Annotated in this window: 17 protein-coding genes; 5 read left to right on the plus strand and 12 right to left on the minus strand. The window is 68.0% G+C overall.

The features are described 5' to 3' along the window. Positions 1 to 13: 13 nt before the first annotated feature. The 4 genes from HUN08_RS00695 to HUN08_RS00710 form a co-directional block, all read right to left on the minus strand. Positions 14 to 1435 carry an FAD-binding oxidoreductase gene (locus HUN08_RS00695; RefSeq protein ID WP_124246014.1) on the minus strand — a complete coding sequence of 474 codons (1422 nt, stop codon included), beginning with the start codon at positions 1433 to 1435 and terminating at the stop codon, positions 14 to 16. Between the two features lie 72 nt (positions 1436 to 1507). Further along, complete coding sequence (locus HUN08_RS00700; protein WP_301547020.1) at positions 1508 to 2692, minus strand: S9 family peptidase; 1185 nt, start codon at positions 2690 to 2692, stop codon at positions 1508 to 1510. Between the two features lie 25 nt (positions 2693 to 2717). Next, a complete protein-coding gene (locus HUN08_RS00705; RefSeq protein WP_124246012.1) occupies positions 2718 to 3872 on the minus strand; it encodes a beta-propeller fold lactonase family protein in 1155 nt (384 codons plus the stop codon). 65 nt (positions 3873 to 3937) lie between these two features. Then, a complete protein-coding gene (locus HUN08_RS00710) occupies positions 3938 to 4630 on the minus strand; it encodes a 1-acyl-sn-glycerol-3-phosphate acyltransferase (protein ID WP_124246011.1) in 693 nt (230 codons plus the stop codon). A 32-nt stretch (positions 4631 to 4662) separates the two neighbouring features. On the opposite strand from HUN08_RS00710, the gene HUN08_RS00715 reads away from it, so the two are divergent. After that, complete coding sequence (locus HUN08_RS00715; protein ID WP_301546820.1) at positions 4663 to 5163, plus strand: GtrA family protein; 501 nt, start codon at positions 4663 to 4665, stop codon at positions 5161 to 5163. Between the two features lie 7 nt (positions 5164 to 5170). On the opposite strand, the gene HUN08_RS00720 is transcribed toward HUN08_RS00715, so the two are convergent. From HUN08_RS00720 to HUN08_RS00750, 7 genes are all read right to left on the minus strand, one after another. Next, on the minus strand, positions 5171 to 5920 hold the full coding sequence (locus HUN08_RS00720) for an SDR family oxidoreductase (RefSeq protein WP_124246010.1): 750 nt from the start codon (positions 5918 to 5920) through the stop codon (positions 5171 to 5173). Next, entirely contained in the window at positions 5920 to 6798 is an 879-nt protein-coding gene (locus tag HUN08_RS00725) for a TIGR03619 family F420-dependent LLM class oxidoreductase (protein ID WP_124246009.1), read from the minus strand. Before HUN08_RS00725 ends, HUN08_RS00720 begins: the two co-directional genes overlap by 1 nt. A gap of 133 nt (positions 6799 to 6931) precedes the next feature. Beyond that, positions 6932 to 7321 (minus strand): DUF4189 domain-containing protein, encoded by a 390-nt coding sequence (locus HUN08_RS00730; RefSeq protein ID WP_124246008.1) that lies wholly within the window; start codon positions 7319 to 7321, stop codon positions 6932 to 6934. A 26-nt stretch (positions 7322 to 7347) separates the two neighbouring features. Then, a complete protein-coding gene (locus tag HUN08_RS00735; RefSeq protein WP_124246007.1) occupies positions 7348 to 8271 on the minus strand; it encodes a glycosyltransferase in 924 nt (307 codons plus the stop codon). Beyond that, positions 8268 to 9116 (minus strand): ABC transporter ATP-binding protein, encoded by an 849-nt coding sequence (locus HUN08_RS00740; RefSeq protein WP_165353381.1) that lies wholly within the window; start codon positions 9114 to 9116, stop codon positions 8268 to 8270. Before HUN08_RS00740 ends, HUN08_RS00735 begins: the two co-directional genes overlap by 4 nt. A gap of 53 nt (positions 9117 to 9169) precedes the next feature. Continuing rightward, positions 9170 to 10027: an ABC transporter permease gene (locus tag HUN08_RS00745; protein WP_124246006.1), complete on the minus strand. Its 858-nt coding sequence runs from the start codon at positions 10025 to 10027 to the stop codon at positions 9170 to 9172. A gap of 20 nt (positions 10028 to 10047) precedes the next feature. Further along, a complete protein-coding gene (locus HUN08_RS00750; protein ID WP_301546821.1) occupies positions 10048 to 10572 on the minus strand; it encodes a bacterial proteasome activator family protein in 525 nt (174 codons plus the stop codon). Positions 10573 to 10622: 50 nt separating this feature from the next. Between HUN08_RS00750 and HUN08_RS00755 the strand changes: the two genes are divergently transcribed. From HUN08_RS00755 to HUN08_RS00770, 4 genes are all read left to right on the plus strand, one after another. After that, on the plus strand, positions 10623 to 11819 hold the full coding sequence (locus tag HUN08_RS00755; RefSeq protein WP_124246004.1) for an aminotransferase class V-fold PLP-dependent enzyme: 1197 nt from the start codon (positions 10623 to 10625) through the stop codon (positions 11817 to 11819). A gap of 85 nt (positions 11820 to 11904) precedes the next feature. After that, a complete protein-coding gene (locus HUN08_RS00760) occupies positions 11905 to 12384 on the plus strand; it encodes a MarR family winged helix-turn-helix transcriptional regulator (protein ID WP_124246003.1) in 480 nt (159 codons plus the stop codon). Between the two features lie 18 nt (positions 12385 to 12402). Beyond that, entirely contained in the window at positions 12403 to 12984 is a 582-nt protein-coding gene (gene pnuC / locus HUN08_RS00765) for a nicotinamide riboside transporter PnuC (protein ID WP_301546822.1), read from the plus strand. After that, positions 12981 to 14057 carry an AAA family ATPase gene (locus HUN08_RS00770; protein ID WP_124246001.1) on the plus strand — a complete coding sequence of 359 codons (1077 nt, stop codon included), beginning with the start codon at positions 12981 to 12983 and terminating at the stop codon, positions 14055 to 14057. Before pnuC ends, HUN08_RS00770 begins: the two co-directional genes overlap by 4 nt. Here the strand turns inward: HUN08_RS00770 and HUN08_RS00775 are convergent. Then, positions 14041 to 15012, minus strand: coding sequence for an NAD(P)H-quinone oxidoreductase (locus HUN08_RS00775; protein ID WP_124246000.1), 972 nt, complete (start codon positions 15010 to 15012; stop codon positions 14041 to 14043). The two genes, HUN08_RS00770 and HUN08_RS00775, sit on opposite strands and share 17 nt — an antisense overlap. Between the last annotated feature and the right edge of the window lie 118 nt (positions 15013 to 15130).

The raw sequence follows: 15130 nt of genomic DNA on the forward strand, positions 1-15130 counted from the left end.
CAGGCTGCGCGGGTCAGGCGAGGTCGAGGCGACGGCCCATGTCGGACATGAAGACGCCGTTCGGGTCGACGGCGCGACGGGTCGCGCGCCACTCGTCGATCCGCGGGTACATGGCGTGGAAGCTCTCCGCCGACGTGCGGGAGTCCTTCGCGGTGTAGAGGCGTCCGCCCATCGACATGACGCGACGGTCCAGGTCGTTGAGGAATTCGGCCAGGCCGCGCTTGACTGGGAAGTCCAGGCAGACGTTCCAGCCCTTGAACGGGAAGCTCAGCGGGGCTTTGTTGCCGTCGCCGAAGAGCTTGATCACGTTGAGGAAGCTGACGTGGCCCGACGCCTGGATGTGCTCGATGAGCCGGATGAACTCCGGCTCGTTCCCCGTGGGGACGATGAACTGGTACTGGGCGAATCCGCCGCCCCGACCGTAGGCGTTGTTCCAATCGCCGAACACGTCGAGCATGTGGTAGAACTGCGCCAAATTCTTGACCTTGCCCTCGCTGGGCGGGCCCATCCGGTAGTAGGCCTCGCCGACCGCGGAGAAGCTCAGCTTGTTGGCCAGCCCGCGCGGGAAGACGTCGGGGAAGGTGATCAGCGGCTTGTTGTTGAAGCTCAGCGGATCCTTGCGGTACTTCTCCGGCAGCTCGTCGAGGGTGGCCAGGTTGCCCCGCGAGAAGGTGCCGCGACCCAGCTTCGGCGGCGCGCTGATGGTGTCGAACCAGCCCGAGGCGTACTCGTAGCCGTCCTCGAAGCCGTCCTGCAGGTGCAGGTCGATGGTCTCCTGGAGATTGGCGGTCTGCGCGGTGTCGGCGATGAAGTAGGCGCTCTCGGTGCGCTTCATCGCGATCCTCGCGCGCAGGATGATGCCGGTCAGGCCGATGCCGGCGACCGTCGCCCAGAACAGCGAGCCGTCCTTGTCGTCGTCGGAGCCCTCCGGCTTGAGCGTGAGGATGCGGCCGTCGGCGACCAGGAGCTGCATCTCGACGACGTGGTTGCCGAAGCTGCCCTGGCTGTGGTGGTTCTTGCCGTGGATGTCGTGGGCGATGGCACCGCCGATCGTCACCTGGCGCGTGCCGGGCAGCACCGGGACCCACAGACCCGACGGCAATGCGGCCTGCATCAGCTCGTCGAGGCTCACCCCGGCGTCGACGTCGACGATCGCGGTGTCGGCGTCGATGTCGTGGATGCGGTTCAGCGGCGTCATGTCGACGGTGAGGCCGCCGGTGTTCTGCGCCGACTCGTTGTAGGAGCGGCCCAGGCCGCGGGCGATCACGCCGCGGCGGAGGTACGACGGCTTATCGGCATCGTCGTCGGCGACCTGCGCGACGGCCTTGGCAATGACCTCGACGTCGGGCGTGGACAGCACGTGTCCGGTGACCGGCGTGGTGCGCGACCAGCCGACCAGGCGTCGGGTCTCGATGGGAAGTTCACTGGTAGACATCGCTGAGTAGGGTACCCGCGTCCGGCTGAGAGTGATCTGTGCTCGGTCAGGTTGTGACTTAGTCGACGCGGGTCAGCGCATGATCCGGGCCAGGAACGGCGTGGAGTCGCGGATCGAGGCGTAGACGGTTCCGGAATGGTCCCGGTCCGGGTAGACGAACAATTTCACCGGTTGGTCGTTGGTCCGCAGCTGCGTGTACAGCAGCAGTGCCGACGGTGCGGGGACGTCGATGTCGCGCAGTCCCTGGCCCAGGAAGATCGGCCGGTCGTAGCCGGTGACGGGTGTGCCCATGTAGGCGGTCAGGGCGGGTAGGACACCCGGGATCGAGCGCAGCGGCGCGGAGAACCAGCGGCCGATGTCGCGGGGCACCCATTCGGCCATCTCGGGGTAGCAGCGTGTGCGAGCCTGCCGCACGACGCGTCGACCGAGCGGGGTGAGCACTCTTTCGACGTGCAGGTCGGGACGCGCTTCGCTGAACCCGGCGAGGATGTAGCCCGTGTAGGTCGCGAGTCCGACGGGGAGCGGCAGGGTCTCCCACGGGCCCGTCAACGCGACGACGTGCTCGATATTGGCCGGCGTGCCGGTGGCGACGACCCCGCGATAGTCGAGTGCGGTCCCCCGCGCGAGTCGGGTGGCGGCGTGCGCCCCGGCCATCGCGGCGCCCGCTCCCTGCGACTGCCCGACGATGGCCCACCGCCGCGCCAACGGCAGACCGAGACGATGGGCCGCCTTCACCGAGTCGACGATCGAATGCGCCTCGGTGTTGCCGTTGAGGTAGCTCATCAGGCCGGGCGTGCCGAGACCGACGTAATCCGTGGCGACGACCGCGTACCCCTGGTTGAGCCAGTGGGAGAGATAGAAGGAGTCCCGGTCGCTGCGCGGCTGCGCCGACGGGGTGCAGGTATCACCCAGGCCGACGGTGCCGTGCGCCCATGCGACGACCGGCCAGCCGCCGTGCGGCGGGGTTCTGCGCGGAAGGAAGACCGCGCCGGTGCTCGACGCCGGTCGGCCATGCTGGTCCGGCGTGCCGTAGTGGATTCGGATCGCCCTCGCGGCGCCGGGAACGCTGAGGCGCGGCGCCATCGGAGCCTGGCCGAGTAGTTCGCCCGGGGCCCCTGCGGCAGCGTCGCGGACATCCATCCCGGACCAGTCGGGGGCGCCGGTAGGCGGTACGACGTCGGCGTGGGCCTGGCCGAGGGACGGAAGGAGAACCGCGGTGGCCGCCAAGGCGACCACCGCGGTGAGGCGTCGTGTGATCACGACGGGCAGACTACGCCCGTCGTCAGTACCCGGGCGCCATCGTGATGATCTTGCCGTCGGAGTTCATCGTGCCGGTGTTGATCTCCACCGATCGATCTCGTTTGAGGGTTCCGTTCGGCATCACCCAGAAGCGTTGCAACACACAGAAGCCGCCGTTTGCCATGTTCTGGCCGAGAGACCACAGCGCCTTGCCGCTCGGTGAGAGCGAGACCGATTCGGGCATCGGGCCGATCGGTCCGTCGGCCGACGGGGCGTTGGCGAGAGCCCGCAGGGTGCCGTTGGCGTTGATGGCGAAGGCGCTGATGTAGGTCGACATCAGGTTGGGCACGTAGAGGTGTCGACCATCCGGGGTGATGGCGGGGACGTGCGGAAACAGTCCGGTGGGCATAGGTGCCTGTCCGGTGTGGACCAGCGTTCCGTTGCCGAGGATGTTGAAACTGGCCACCGTGTTGGCAGTCTCGTTCGGGATGTAGATGTGCCTTCCGTTGGGCGTGATGACCGGGAAGATCGGGCCGGCGCCACCAGTGGAGATGCGCTGTCGAAGGGGGCCGAGCGAACCGTTCGGCAGGATGTCGTAGCGAAGTAGTTGGCCGAGGTGATAGGTGCCGACGTAGAGGGACTTGGCGTTCGGAGCGATCGCGAGCGTCGAGAGACCGTCGGTGAACTTACCGAGGCTCTTTGCCGGACCGATCTTGCTGAATCTTCCGTCGGACCCGAGGCGGTAGGCCTGGATACGGCTGTTGACGGCCCCCTGGGTCAGGTAGAAGACCTTGCTGTCCGGCGTGAACTCGAGCCCGACCGGAATATCGGACAACGGCACCGATTGCCGCAGGTGGAGCCGGCCCGCGCGGTCGATGGCGTAGCTCTGGAGAGCCAGGGGCGCGCCGGCGCCGACGAGGAGGAACCTTCCGTCAGGGGTTGCCGTTTTCGGCCAGGTTCCGATACCGGTCGCGGGAGTACCGGCGATGGGGCGGACCGGGCCGTGGTCGGTTGCTCGATACCCAACGGTCTGCGGGCTCAAGAACCCGTGCGCGTACAGGTTGTACGGCTTGGTGCCCACGACGTTGCCCGCGGGTGGCGGGTCTGCTGCGGCGTTGGGTGAATGGGCCGGCAGCACCGTCCCGACGAGGGCTGCTGCCGCGAGCGCGGCAGTGACGAGCGTTACACGAAGTTTCATCCTGTGAACGTAAGCAGCGGCGTTAAGGACTGGCTGTCTAAATTCTTGGACACTCTTCGATTCGGCTACTTCGCGTTCGCGGCGCTCCCCGGAATCGCGTAGACGTCGACGTAGTCCTGGCCGGTCTTCGCCCGGATCGCCCGCATCATCTCGTCGGTGGCGGCGCGGATCTTCTCGTGGTCGTCGGGACCGATGCCGCTCAGGTCCATCGCGGGGAGGATGTCGATCCGCACCCGGCTCTTCCAGAAGTTGCGCAGCGTCCGATTGTCGGTGCCGGTCAACGCGATCGGCACGATCGGCGTACCGGTGGCCACCGCGACGCGCATGGCACCGGTCTTGCCCTTGTGCATCGCGCCGTTGGGCGAGCGGGTGCCCTCCGGATGGATTCCCCAGGCGCCGCCGCCCTCGACGATCTTCGTCGCGGCCGTGATCGCCGGCGACGACGCGTCGCCGCCGCTGCGGTCGACCGGGATCTGGCCCATGCCGCTGAAGAAGATCTTCTTCAGCCGCCCGCGCAGCCCTGGCTGGGTGAAGTAGTCCGACTTGGCGAGGAACATCACCGGCCGCCGCGCGCACTGCACCACGTAGAAGGAATCGCTGATCGCGAGGTGGTTGGCGGCCAGGATCACCGGTCCCTTGCGCGGGATGTTCGCGCGGCCGGTGGTCTTCGGGCGTCCCCAGACGAAGAGGAACGGGCCGATCAACAGGTGGCGGGCGACCCGGTATCGGAAGGCGGCTCGCAGATCGCTGATGGACATGTTCTCAGGGTCTACCACTTAAGGTGGTCTGCGTGCCTGATTCTGTGAACCCCGACGATGTCTTCCCCGAGGGGAGCGCCCACGACCCGCATATCCCGACGCCGGTCGAGTTGCCCGTCGGCGCGGAGGAGATGTCCGACGACGTCGATCTGAAGACGGCGATCTTCCGCTTCGTCGTCACCGGCGCCGGCTCGGCCGTCCTCGACTTCGGGCTGACGATGCTGCTGCAGCGCGGCCTGGGCTGGGACCCCGCCTTCGCCAAGGCGCTGGGGTTCATCCTCGGCACCACCACCGCCTACCTGATCAACCGGCGCTGGACCTTCAAGGCCGAGCCGAGCGCCGCCCGGTTCGTCGCCGTCATGGTCCTCTACCTCGTGACCTTCGCCGTCCAGGTCGGCATCTACGCCGTTCTCGAGCACGTCTGGTCGTCGTCGAATTGGCTCGTCTCGGCGCTGTCCTTCGTCATCGCGCAGGGCACGGCGACCGTCATCAACTTCGTCGTGCAGCGCGCGGTGATCTTCAAGATGCGCTAGCCGCGCATCAACTCGACGGCGCGTTGAACGGGACCGTCGCGGTGAGCCCGCCGTCGACGGGGTATTCGCCGCCGGTGCAGTAGGAACTCTCGTCGGAGGCCAGGAACAGCACCAGGTTGGTGATCTCGGCGGGGTCCGCCGCGCGCCCCAGCGGCGTCTGCAAGAAGGTCTCGGGGATGCCCGCGGCCATGTCGGTGCGGGCCTGCGCCGGGTGGATCGAGTTGCACCGGATGTTGTGTGGTGCGAGTTCGACGGCCACCGACTTGGTGAGACCGCGGATCGCGAACTTCGTCGCGCAGTAGCCGTGCGTGCCGACGGATCCCAGCATCCCGGAGATCGACGAGGTGTTCACGATCGAGCCGCCGTTGCCCGCCGCGATCATCGGATCGGCGACGGCGCGGCAGCCGAGGAAGGTCCCGGTCAGGTTGATCGCGACGATGCGATCCCATTCGCCGAGGTCGAAGGAGCCGATCAGCCCGCCGTTCTGGATGCCGGCGTTGTTGACGAGGACCGTCGGGGTGCCGAACTTGTCGGTCGTCGTCGCAACGGTCTTCGCCCACGAGTCGGCGGAGGTCACGTCGAGTTCGGTGAACTCGACCGCGTCGCCGAGTTCGGCTGCCAGGGCCAGCCCCTCGTCGACGAGGATGTCGCCGACGACGACGCGGGCGCCCTCCTCGACGAATCGCCGCGCGTGCGAGGCGCCCAGTCCGCGGGCCCCGCCGCTGATGATCGCGACCTTGCCGTCGAGACGCCCCATCAGCCGTTCACCTTCGCGATGATGTTCTCCCCGTACCAGTTCAGGTGGTCGATCTTCGTCTGCAACGGTTGGTCGTCGGCGCCCATGACGTAGGGCATGCGGAAGCCGACGATGACGTCGGTGATCCCCTTGTCCTCCAACCGTTTACACCCGTCGACGGTGTAGGCGTCCATCGAGATGACGTGGATCTCGAAGGGGTCGTTCTCCTTGCCCTCGGCCTTGCGGATCGCGGCGATCTTTCCCAGCAGCTCGTCGAGTTCCTCCGGCGGACCGCCCCCGTGCATCCACCCGTCGCCGCGCCGGACCGCGCGCTTGAGTGCCAGGTCGGCGTGGCCGCCGACGAGCAGCGGGATGTGTTCGGTGGGGGCCGGGCTCATCTTGATCTTCGGGATGTCGTAGAACTCGCCGTGGAACTCGAAGTACTCGCCGGTCTCCAGGCCCTTGATGATGTCCATGCACTCGTCCATCCGCTTACCGCGGCGGGCGAAGTCGACGCCCATGATCTCGTAGTCCTCCGGCCACGGGCTGGTGCCGACGCCGAGTGCGAGCCGGTTGTTCGTCAGGTACGCCACCGACATGGCCTGCTTGGCGACGAGGGCGGGCGGTCGGATGGGCAGCTTCACCACGAACGGGGTGAACCGGATCTTCGACGTGACGGCGCCGAGTGCGGCCGCCTGGATGAAGGTTTCGATGAAGGCCTTGCCCTCGAGGAACTCGCGGTTGCCGTCGGGGGTGTAGGGATACTTCGCGTCGGATTGCTCCGGATAGGCCACGGAATCGGGAATCGTCATCCCGTCGTATCCGGCGGCCTCGGCGGCCTGCGCGAGCGGCGCGTAGTAGGCGGGGTCGGTCATCGCCTCGGCGAACGTGAACCGCATGATGCTCCTCGGGGAATCGGCGTTTCCCCAAGACTAGAACATGTTCTAGTTCTGTGGCCCGCTTTCCCGTCCGCCGGGCTCGACGACGGGGCGACGCCGCGCCTGCGACGCGACCACGTCTACCGGGGGGGCGTCAGCCCCAGGAACACACGCTGTTGACGCGGGAGACCCATCCGCCACCGATCTCGTCGATCGCGGCGCGTTTGGCCGCGGCATGGCTCGGCGCATTCCAGGCCCGACCGACTTCGGTGCGGCCGTAGGTGAACCGATAGGCGACGGCTCCGCAGGAGTCGTGGAAGGTGAAGTAGCCGCATCCCGGGCCGCAGCGGCGCATCGCCTCGCGGATCGCGGGCCCCGGGGTGGCCGAACCGTATCCGCCTCCGGCCCGGCCGTAGCGGTTCCAGGCGATGGCTCCCCAGGTGCCCGCCGCTTGGGCGTGCGGAACTGCCGCGGGCACCAGGGTGACACCGGTCGCGAGGGCCCCGGTGACGCCGATTGCTGCGAGTAAACGTCGAATTGCCATGCGCGGATTCTATTGGATTCGGGCTGCTAGGGCCGGTCGAACCGCTCGGTCCGGCCGAGCTTGCGCAGTCGCAGCCATTCCCGGAATCCGGCGACGTCATGCTGCTGGACCAGGAAGAACCAGGCGAACCGGGCGTACTCCTGCGGCAGCAGCTTGCGCATCCCGGGCTGGGCCATCAGGTAGCCGCGGTTGCGGTAGGTGAAGTACCGCTTCGCCTCGTTGTCCGGGTATTGCGTGTGCATCCGGCCACGCAGGATCGGGCGGAACTCGTCGCTGCCGTCCGGGTGCAGATAGGCGGTGGTCAGGCAGGTGCCGAAGGCGATCCCCGAACGCGCCAACCGCCGGTGCATCTCCACCTCGTCGCCGCGGACGAACAACCGCAGATCCGGGACGCCGACCTTGTCGATCGTGTCGGCGGCGAACAGCGCTCCGTTCATCAACGACGCGATGCCGGGCAGCAGGTCGTCGGAGGAGTCCTCGCCCGGTGCGAACAGTTCCGACCGCTTGCGCCGCCACACCAATCCGCGGCGCAGCGGGAAGGCGAGCGCATCGGGATCGTCGATATTGGCGACGACGGGTGACACCTCGCCCAGGCCGTGCCGATGCGCGCAGTCGAGCAGCGTCGCGAGGACGTCGGGGCCCTCGGGCCGCCCGTCGTCGTCGGCGCACCACACCCAGTCGGCGCCGAGCGCGAGCGCGTACAACATGCCCAACGCGAAGCCGCCGGCCCCGCCCAGGTTGTGCTTCGACCCCAGGTAGGTGGTCGGGATGCCGAGGGAGGCGACGTGATCGGCGACCACCTGCTCGTCGGCGTTGTCCACGACGACGAGGTGGTCGACCGGGCGCGACTGGTCGGCGATGATCGCCGTCGACGCCTGGAGGAGTTCGGCGCGGCGATGGGTCACGATGACCGCGACGACGCGCTCGCGCGAGCGGTCCGGTGCGGTCACTCGCCAGCCTCCATGCGGGCCAGCGTCTTGCGCACCTGGGCGGCGGCGTCCGGGCCCTCGTAGGCGCCGACGACCTCCTCGATCCCGCCCTCCATCTTGATCTCGCCCTTGTCGATCCACAGCGCGCGGTCGCACAGCTGGGCCAGGAACTCGTTGGAGTGGCTCGCGAAGACGAGGATGCCCGAGCGCTCGACCAGCGCCTGCAACCGCACCCTGGCCTTGCGCATGAAGTCGGCGTCGACGGCGCCGATCCCCTCGTCGAGAATCAGGATCTCCGGGTCGATGCTGGTGACGACGCCCAGCGCCAGGCGCACGCGCATGCCGGTGGAGTAGGTGCGCAGCGGCATCTGCAGGTGATCGCCGAGCTCGGTGAACTCGACGATGTCGTCGGTCTTGGCCAGCATCTCCTTGCGCGACATGCCCAGGAACATGCCGCGGATGATGATGTTCTCGTATCCGGAGATCTCCGGGTCCATGCCGACGCCGAGGTCGAAGACGGGGGCCACGCGGCCGCGCACCCGGCAGGAACCGCGCGTCGGCTCGTAGATGCCCGAGAGCAGACGCAGCAGCGTCGACTTGCCCGCGCCGTTGTGCCCGACGAGGCCGACGCGGTCGCCGTGCTCGAGGTGCAGGTCGATGTTGCGCAGCGCCTCGACCATCGGCACACCCGAGTCCGAGGCCCCGATGACGCCGCCGGCGCGACCGAGCACCGACTTCTTGAACGAGCGGGTCTTCGCGTCGAAGATCGGGAAGTCGACGCAGGCGTCCCACGCGTCGACGCGGACGTCGGAGGCGTCGACGATGCTGTTCTTGGAGCGGGCGCCGTAGACGGGGCGCTCGGGCAACGCCTTGCCGGTCTCGGGCTGCGGTACGGGTTGGTGCTCGGACACTTCGACTCCTAAACCCAGTACGCCACGCGTGAGCGGTAGTTGCGCATGATGACCATCGCCACCAGGCAGCCGATCGCGGTGCACCCGAGCACGACGAGCCAGTGGTAGAACTCCACGTGCTCGCCGAGCAGCGGGGCGCGCCCGATCTCGATGTAGTGGTACAGCGGGTTGAGTTCGACGAGCTTGGTCCGCGTGCCCATGCTCTGCTTCATCGTCGGCGTGATCATCCAGATGATCGGCGTCATGAAGAAGACCAGCTGCACGATGGTCGACATCAGCTGCGAGATGTCGCGGAAGCGGGTGGAGAGGATGCCGAACACGATGGTGATCCACACGGCGTTGAGGATGTAGAGCGCCATCGCCGGGAAGAACAGCAGCGCCTCCCAGCTGATCTTCGGCCGGAAGACGGCCAACACGATGAGATAGATGACGACGTTGTGCGCGAAAATGATCAGCTGCCGCCACACGACGCGATAGACGTGCACGCTCACCGGCGCCGGGAGCTGCTTGATCAAGCCCTCGTTGGTGGAGAACACGACGGTGCCCTCCAGGATCGACATCTGGATGAAGTTCCAGAAGATCAGACCGAGGGTGATGTACGGCAGGAAGGTCGAATACGGAACGCCGATCAGCTTGCCGTACAGCAGGCCCATGGAGATGGCCATGACGCCGGTCGCGATGGTGATCCACAGCGGTCCCAGCAGCGAGCGGCGGTAGCGCTGCTTGATGTCGGTCCACCCCAGGTGCAGCCACAACTCCCAGTTGTAGAGCCCGTCGATGAGGTCGGCGAACCCGCGACGAAACGTGCGGGAGTCCGACGACTCCGGCGGGGGCGGGATCACCCGCTCGTTGAGTGAGGCAGACACGGGTTATCAGGATACAGCCGCTAGAGGTACTGCCCCTGCCCCGGCGGGTGGGCCTGAGGTCCGGCCGGTCCGGGCAGCGCTCCCTGGCGCATCTGCTCCAGTTGCGCGCGGGCCGCCATCTGCTGGGCGAACAGTGCGGTCTGGATGCCGTGGAACAGTCCCTCGAGCCAGCCGACCAGCTGCGCCTGCGCGATGCGCAGCTCCGCGTCGGAGGGGGTGGCGTCGTCGGTGAAGGGCAGTGCCAGCCGCTCCAGTTCCTCGCGGAGTTCCGGGGCCAGGCCGTCCTCGAGTTCGCGGATCGACGACTGGTGGATGTCGCGCAGGCGGTTGCGCGATGCCTCGTCGAGCGGGGCGGCCTTCACCTCCTCCAGGAGCTGTTTGATCATCGTGCCGATGCGCATGACCTTGGCCGGTTGCTCGACCATGTCGGCAACCGTCGAGGAGTCGTCGCCCGGATTCTCGCCCCCGTTGCCCACGACGATGATCTGCTGTGGGGCATCTGGGTCGTCCGGGGAGGGGAGGGGGTTTCCGAAGCCGTGACTCATGCCGACCATTGTGTCAGGAGTCGTCGTGGGGTGCGGTTATCGTTACTGGCATGCCGTTCGACGTCGCCCATGCCAGGGGGCTGTTCCCCGTGTTGGGCGACGGTTGGATCCGCCTCGATCCGCAGGCCGGGATGCCCATTCCGGCGTCGGTCTCGATGGCGGTTTCCTCGGGTTTTCGTGAACTGACGAGTGACCCGGGCACCTTCAATCCGGCCTCGCGCACCGCGGCCGAGGCACTGGTCGCGGCGCGTCGGGCGGTTGCCGACCTGGTCAAGGGCGATCCGGCCGGCGTGGTGATCGGGCCGTCGGCGGCGCATCTGGTGTCGCTGCTCGCCGACTCCTTCGGCGCCCAGTCGTGGTGGGGCACCGAGGTCGTCCTGTCCCGCGACAGTGATCCCGCCAACATCGGCCCCTGGGAGCGTCGAGCCGTGGCGTCGGGGGCCCGTGTCCGCTGGGCCGACGTCGACATCGAGACCGGGACGGTTCCGGTGGAGCAGTACACCGAGGCGATCCGCGAGGCGACCAAGGTGGTGGCCGCACCGCTCGGCTCGTCGACGACCGGGGCGGTGACCGATCTGGCGCAGGTGAGCGGCAAGGCGCACGCGGTCGGGGCGCTGTTCGTCGTCGACGCGACGGCCGCCGCGCCGTATCTCCCCCTCGACATCGCCGACTCGGGGGCCGACGTGATGATCGTCTCGGCCCACCGCTGGGGCGGGCCGCGGTTGGCGGCGATGGTGTTCACCGACCCGGCGCGCATCGACCGGCTCGACCGGATCGCCCTCGACCCGCGCGCCACCGGTCCGGCACGTCTGGAGCTGGAACCCCCGGCGGGCGGACTCTTGGCCGGGTTGGTGGCCTCCGTCGAGCATCTCGCCGGGCTCGACGAAGCGGTGCTGGGGAAGCGTCGCCGCCGGTTGGGCACCTCGATGGACGGGCTGTACGAATACCTCCAGCGGCTCGACTTCTACCTGGTGAACTCGCTGCAGAGCCTGTCGGCGGTGCGGGTGTACGGCGTCACCGAGCAGCGCATCCCGATCGTCAGCTTCATGGTCGACGGGGTGCCGGCCGAGCAAGTCGTGAGCCGACTCGCGGGCAACGGCGTGCGCGCGCTGGCGAATCTGCCCAGTGCCGCGCTGGAGCGGATCGGCGTCGGCGACGAGGGTGGCGCGGTCACCGTCGGCCTCGGTCCGTACTCGACGCCGTACGAGGTCGACCATCTGGTGCGCACACTCGGGTCCCTCGCCTGACAAGGGGTTGCCCGGCGCCAAACCGGGTCGGTTGTCCGGCCGACGCTTGTATTATTGCGAACTGCAAACGAGATGGAATGGGCGGATGACTGCGGTACGCGAACACGACCACGGAGACGGACCCGACGCAGAGGGGACCCCTCTGACCGATGAGCAGCGGACGACTTGGGATGCCGTCGTCGACGGCGGCTGGAAGCTCTTCGCCACCGTGAACCACTACCTCGCCGACGCGGGGTTCACCTCGACACCGGATCTGCGGGTGATGGAAGCGCTCGGCCGGGAATCGCAGATGCGCATCTCCGACATCGCCGCGGCGACCCACATCCAGATGAGTACCGTCTCCCGTCAGATCAGCCGACTCATCGAGCAGGGGATGGTCGAGCGGGTCACCGAGATCGACGAGGACGATGCCCGGCATCGGTGGGTGCGCCCGACCGCGGAGGGGAGCGACTACCTCGACGGGTTGGTGCGCTGCCGCGACGCCGCGCTGCGCGAACACGTTCTGAGCGTCCTCGACGAGGAGGAGTTCCGCCGCCTCGGCGAGATCTTCCGCAAACTCGCGTAGCTGTCGGTGGGGACGTGGATGGCGGCCCACTGGGCCGAGGTGGTCGGGTTTGCCACCGGCGCCGGCTGCGTCGTACTCGCGGCCCGGCGGAACATCGCGAACTTCCCGTTGGGAATCGCCAACAATCTCGTTTTCCTCGCGCTGTTCATCCACAACGGCGTCTACGCGAACGCGGGTCTGCAGGTGGTCTATCTCGTGCTCGGCGTGCACGGTTGGCTGAACTGGCGGGCCCAGCGCGACGATTCCGAGTTCGTCCAGCACGTTCCGCGGCCGATGGTCCCGATCCTCGTCGGCGCCGGCGTGGTCGGCACGGCCGCGCTCTGGTGGGTGCTGCGGGACTTCACCGATTCGAAGGTCCCACTCGCCGATGCGGCGACGACGGCGGTCAGCCTCGTCGCCCAGTACATGCTGAATCGTCGGTGGCTCGAATGCTGGTACGTCTGGATCGCCGTCGATGTCGCCTACGTGGTGATGTACGGCGTGATCGGGTTGCCGATCACCGCCGCGCTGTACCTGCTGTTCATCGGGTTGTGCGTGCAGGGATTGCTCGGCTGGCGCAGGCACCGGGCGCAGACCGCAGCCGTCGGAGCGGCCGCGTGACCGCCCGGTTCGGGCACGGCCTGATCATCGGTAAGTTCTATCCGCCGCACTGCGGGCACGACCACCTGATCCGTACGGCCGTCCGCGACTGCCGCCGTGTCACCGTCGAAGTCATCGCGTCGTCGGTCGAGACGATCCCGGTCGAGGAGCGGGCCGCGTGGCTACGGCAAACCCATCCGACGGTCGACGTGATCGCCACCGTCGACGACACGCCCGTCGACTACGGGTCGACGGCCGCCTGGGATGCGCACACCGCGATCATCACCGGGCTGCTGCGGGATTTCGGCACGTGTCGAGACGACGTCGACGCGGTGTTCACCAGCGACGACTACGGTGCCGAACTCGCCCGACGCCTGGACGCGACCTGGGTCCAGGTGGACCCCGGGCGAATCGACAACCCGGTGTCGGGAACCCAGGTGCGCGAGGACCTGTTCCGGTGGTGGCCGATGCTGTCGCCGTCGGTGCGCGGGGACATGGTGCGGCGTGCCGTCGTGGTCGGCGCGGAGTCGACCGGCACGACGACGCTGGCCCAGGCGTTGGCTCAGCACTACGGGACGTCGTGGGTGCCGGAATACGGGCGGGAATACTCGGTGACGCGCGCCGGCGGGCTCGGTACCCCGTGGCGCAGCGACGAGTTCGATCTCATCGTCGACAGGCAGCAGCGCAACGAGCGTGCGGCGGCGCGGACCTCCCCCACGCCGCTGTTGATCTGCGACACCGATGTACTCGCCACCTCGGTCTGGCACGAGCGGTACGTCGGGTCGGCGTCGCCGACGGTCGTGGCCGCGGCGGCCAGTCACCGCCCGCTCTGTTACGTCCTCACCGGTGACGAGATCCCGTTCGTCGACGACGGGCTGCGCGACGGCGAGCACATCCGGCACGGCATGGCCCGGCGCTTTCGGGAGGTCTTGGCGGCACAACCGGTCCCGTGGATCGAGGTATCGGGTGAGCCGGAGGCGCGACTGGCGCAGGCCGTCGCCTTCATCGACGAGCAGAGTGGTGCGGCCTTCACGTTTGCGCAGCCGTTGGATCAGGTCGGCCAACCGTCGTCGTCGGCTACTCGTCGACGGTGAGCAAGACCTTCCCGATGGCGTCGCCGCTGTCGAGGCGGTCGTGGGCGGCGGCCGCGTCGGCGAGGGGGAAGCTCGAGTCGATGATCGGTTTGATCGTCCCGTTGGACAGCAGGGGCAGGGTGAGTTCGAGTGTCTTCGCGACGACTTCCGCCTTGCCGCCCGGTCCGTAGGTGGGGCGGGCGCGCAGCGTGGTGCCGATGACGCTGGCCCGTTTGCCCATCAGCTGCGCGATGTTCAGCTCGCCCTTGACCCCGCCCTGCATGCCGATGATCACCAGGCGGCCCCCGGTGTTCAGCGCCTCGACGTTGCGCTCCAGGTACTTCGCCCCGATGATGTCGAGGATGACGTCGGCACCGCCGGCCTCCTTGATCACCTCGACGAAATCCTCGTCGGCATAGTTGATCAGGATGTCGGCGCCGAGTTCGCGGCAGAAGTCCAGTTTGTCCCGGGTGCGCGCGGTGACGGCGACGCGTGCTCCGAGGTGCTTGGCGAGTTGGATCGCGTGTGTCCCGATCCCGCTGCTGCCGCCGTGGATGAGTAGCAACTCGTCGCGCTGCAGATGCGCGGTGAGGATGAGGTTGGAGACGACGGTGCACGCGACCTCCGGGATCGCCGCCGCGTCATGCAGCGAGATGCCGGTGGGCAGCGGGATGACCTGCGCGGCCGGCACCGCGACGAACTCGGCGTAGCCGCCGCCGGCGAGGAGCGCACAGACCTGGTCGCCGACGCGGAACTCGGTGATGTGCGCGCCCACCTGTGTGATCGTCCCCGAGACCTCCAGGCCGATGATGGCGCTCGCCCCCGGCGGCGGTGGATACAGGCCGCGTCGTTGCAGCAGGTCGGCGCGGTTCACCCCGGCAGCGGCCACCCGGATGAGTACCTCGTTGTTCGCGATCGCAGGCGTCGGGACGTCTTCGACGGTGAACTCGCCGTCGTGACAGGCAATGGCACGCATGTCTCCGATGCTCGCATAGGTCGACGGCAAAGTCCCGCGCCCTCGTTTCGGTCCCGCTCGATCGGTCCGATTGAGGGATCAGAACGGTGGAGCGGAATCCCGTCGCCGACGGTGCTGG

Source organism: Gordonia sp. X0973 (genome assembly GCF_013348785.1).
Classification (GTDB): Bacteria; Actinomycetota; Actinomycetes; order Mycobacteriales; family Mycobacteriaceae; genus Gordonia.

Coding starts and splice junctions, on each gene's coding strand:
- HUN08_RS00710 (WP_124246011.1), bottom strand. CDS start 4,630: ATGTCCATCAGCGATCTGCGAGCCGCCTTCCGATACCGGGTCGCCCGC.
- HUN08_RS00760 (WP_124246003.1), top strand. CDS start 11,905: ATGACTGCGGTACGCGAACACGACCACGGAGACGGACCCGACGCAGAG.
- HUN08_RS00695 (WP_124246014.1), bottom strand. CDS start 1,435: ATGTCTACCAGTGAACTTCCCATCGAGACCCGACGCCTGGTCGGCTGG.
- pnuC (WP_301546822.1), top strand. CDS start 12,403: ATGGCGGCCCACTGGGCCGAGGTGGTCGGGTTTGCCACCGGCGCCGGC.
- HUN08_RS00705 (WP_124246012.1), bottom strand. CDS start 3,872: ATGAAACTTCGTGTAACGCTCGTCACTGCCGCGCTCGCGGCAGCAGCC.
- HUN08_RS00720 (WP_124246010.1), bottom strand. CDS start 5,920: ATGGGGCGTCTCGACGGCAAGGTCGCGATCATCAGCGGCGGGGCCCGC.
- HUN08_RS00730 (WP_124246008.1), bottom strand. CDS start 7,321: ATGGCAATTCGACGTTTACTCGCAGCAATCGGCGTCACCGGGGCCCTC.
- HUN08_RS00725 (WP_124246009.1), bottom strand. CDS start 6,798: ATGCGGTTCACGTTCGCCGAGGCGATGACCGACCCCGCCTACTACGCG.
- HUN08_RS00750 (WP_301546821.1), bottom strand. CDS start 10,572: ATGAGTCACGGCTTCGGAAACCCCCTCCCCTCCCCGGACGACCCAGAT.
- HUN08_RS00775 (WP_124246000.1), bottom strand. CDS start 15,012: ATGCGTGCCATTGCCTGTCACGACGGCGAGTTCACCGTCGAAGACGTC.
- HUN08_RS00755 (WP_124246004.1), top strand. CDS start 10,623: ATGCCGTTCGACGTCGCCCATGCCAGGGGGCTGTTCCCCGTGTTGGGC.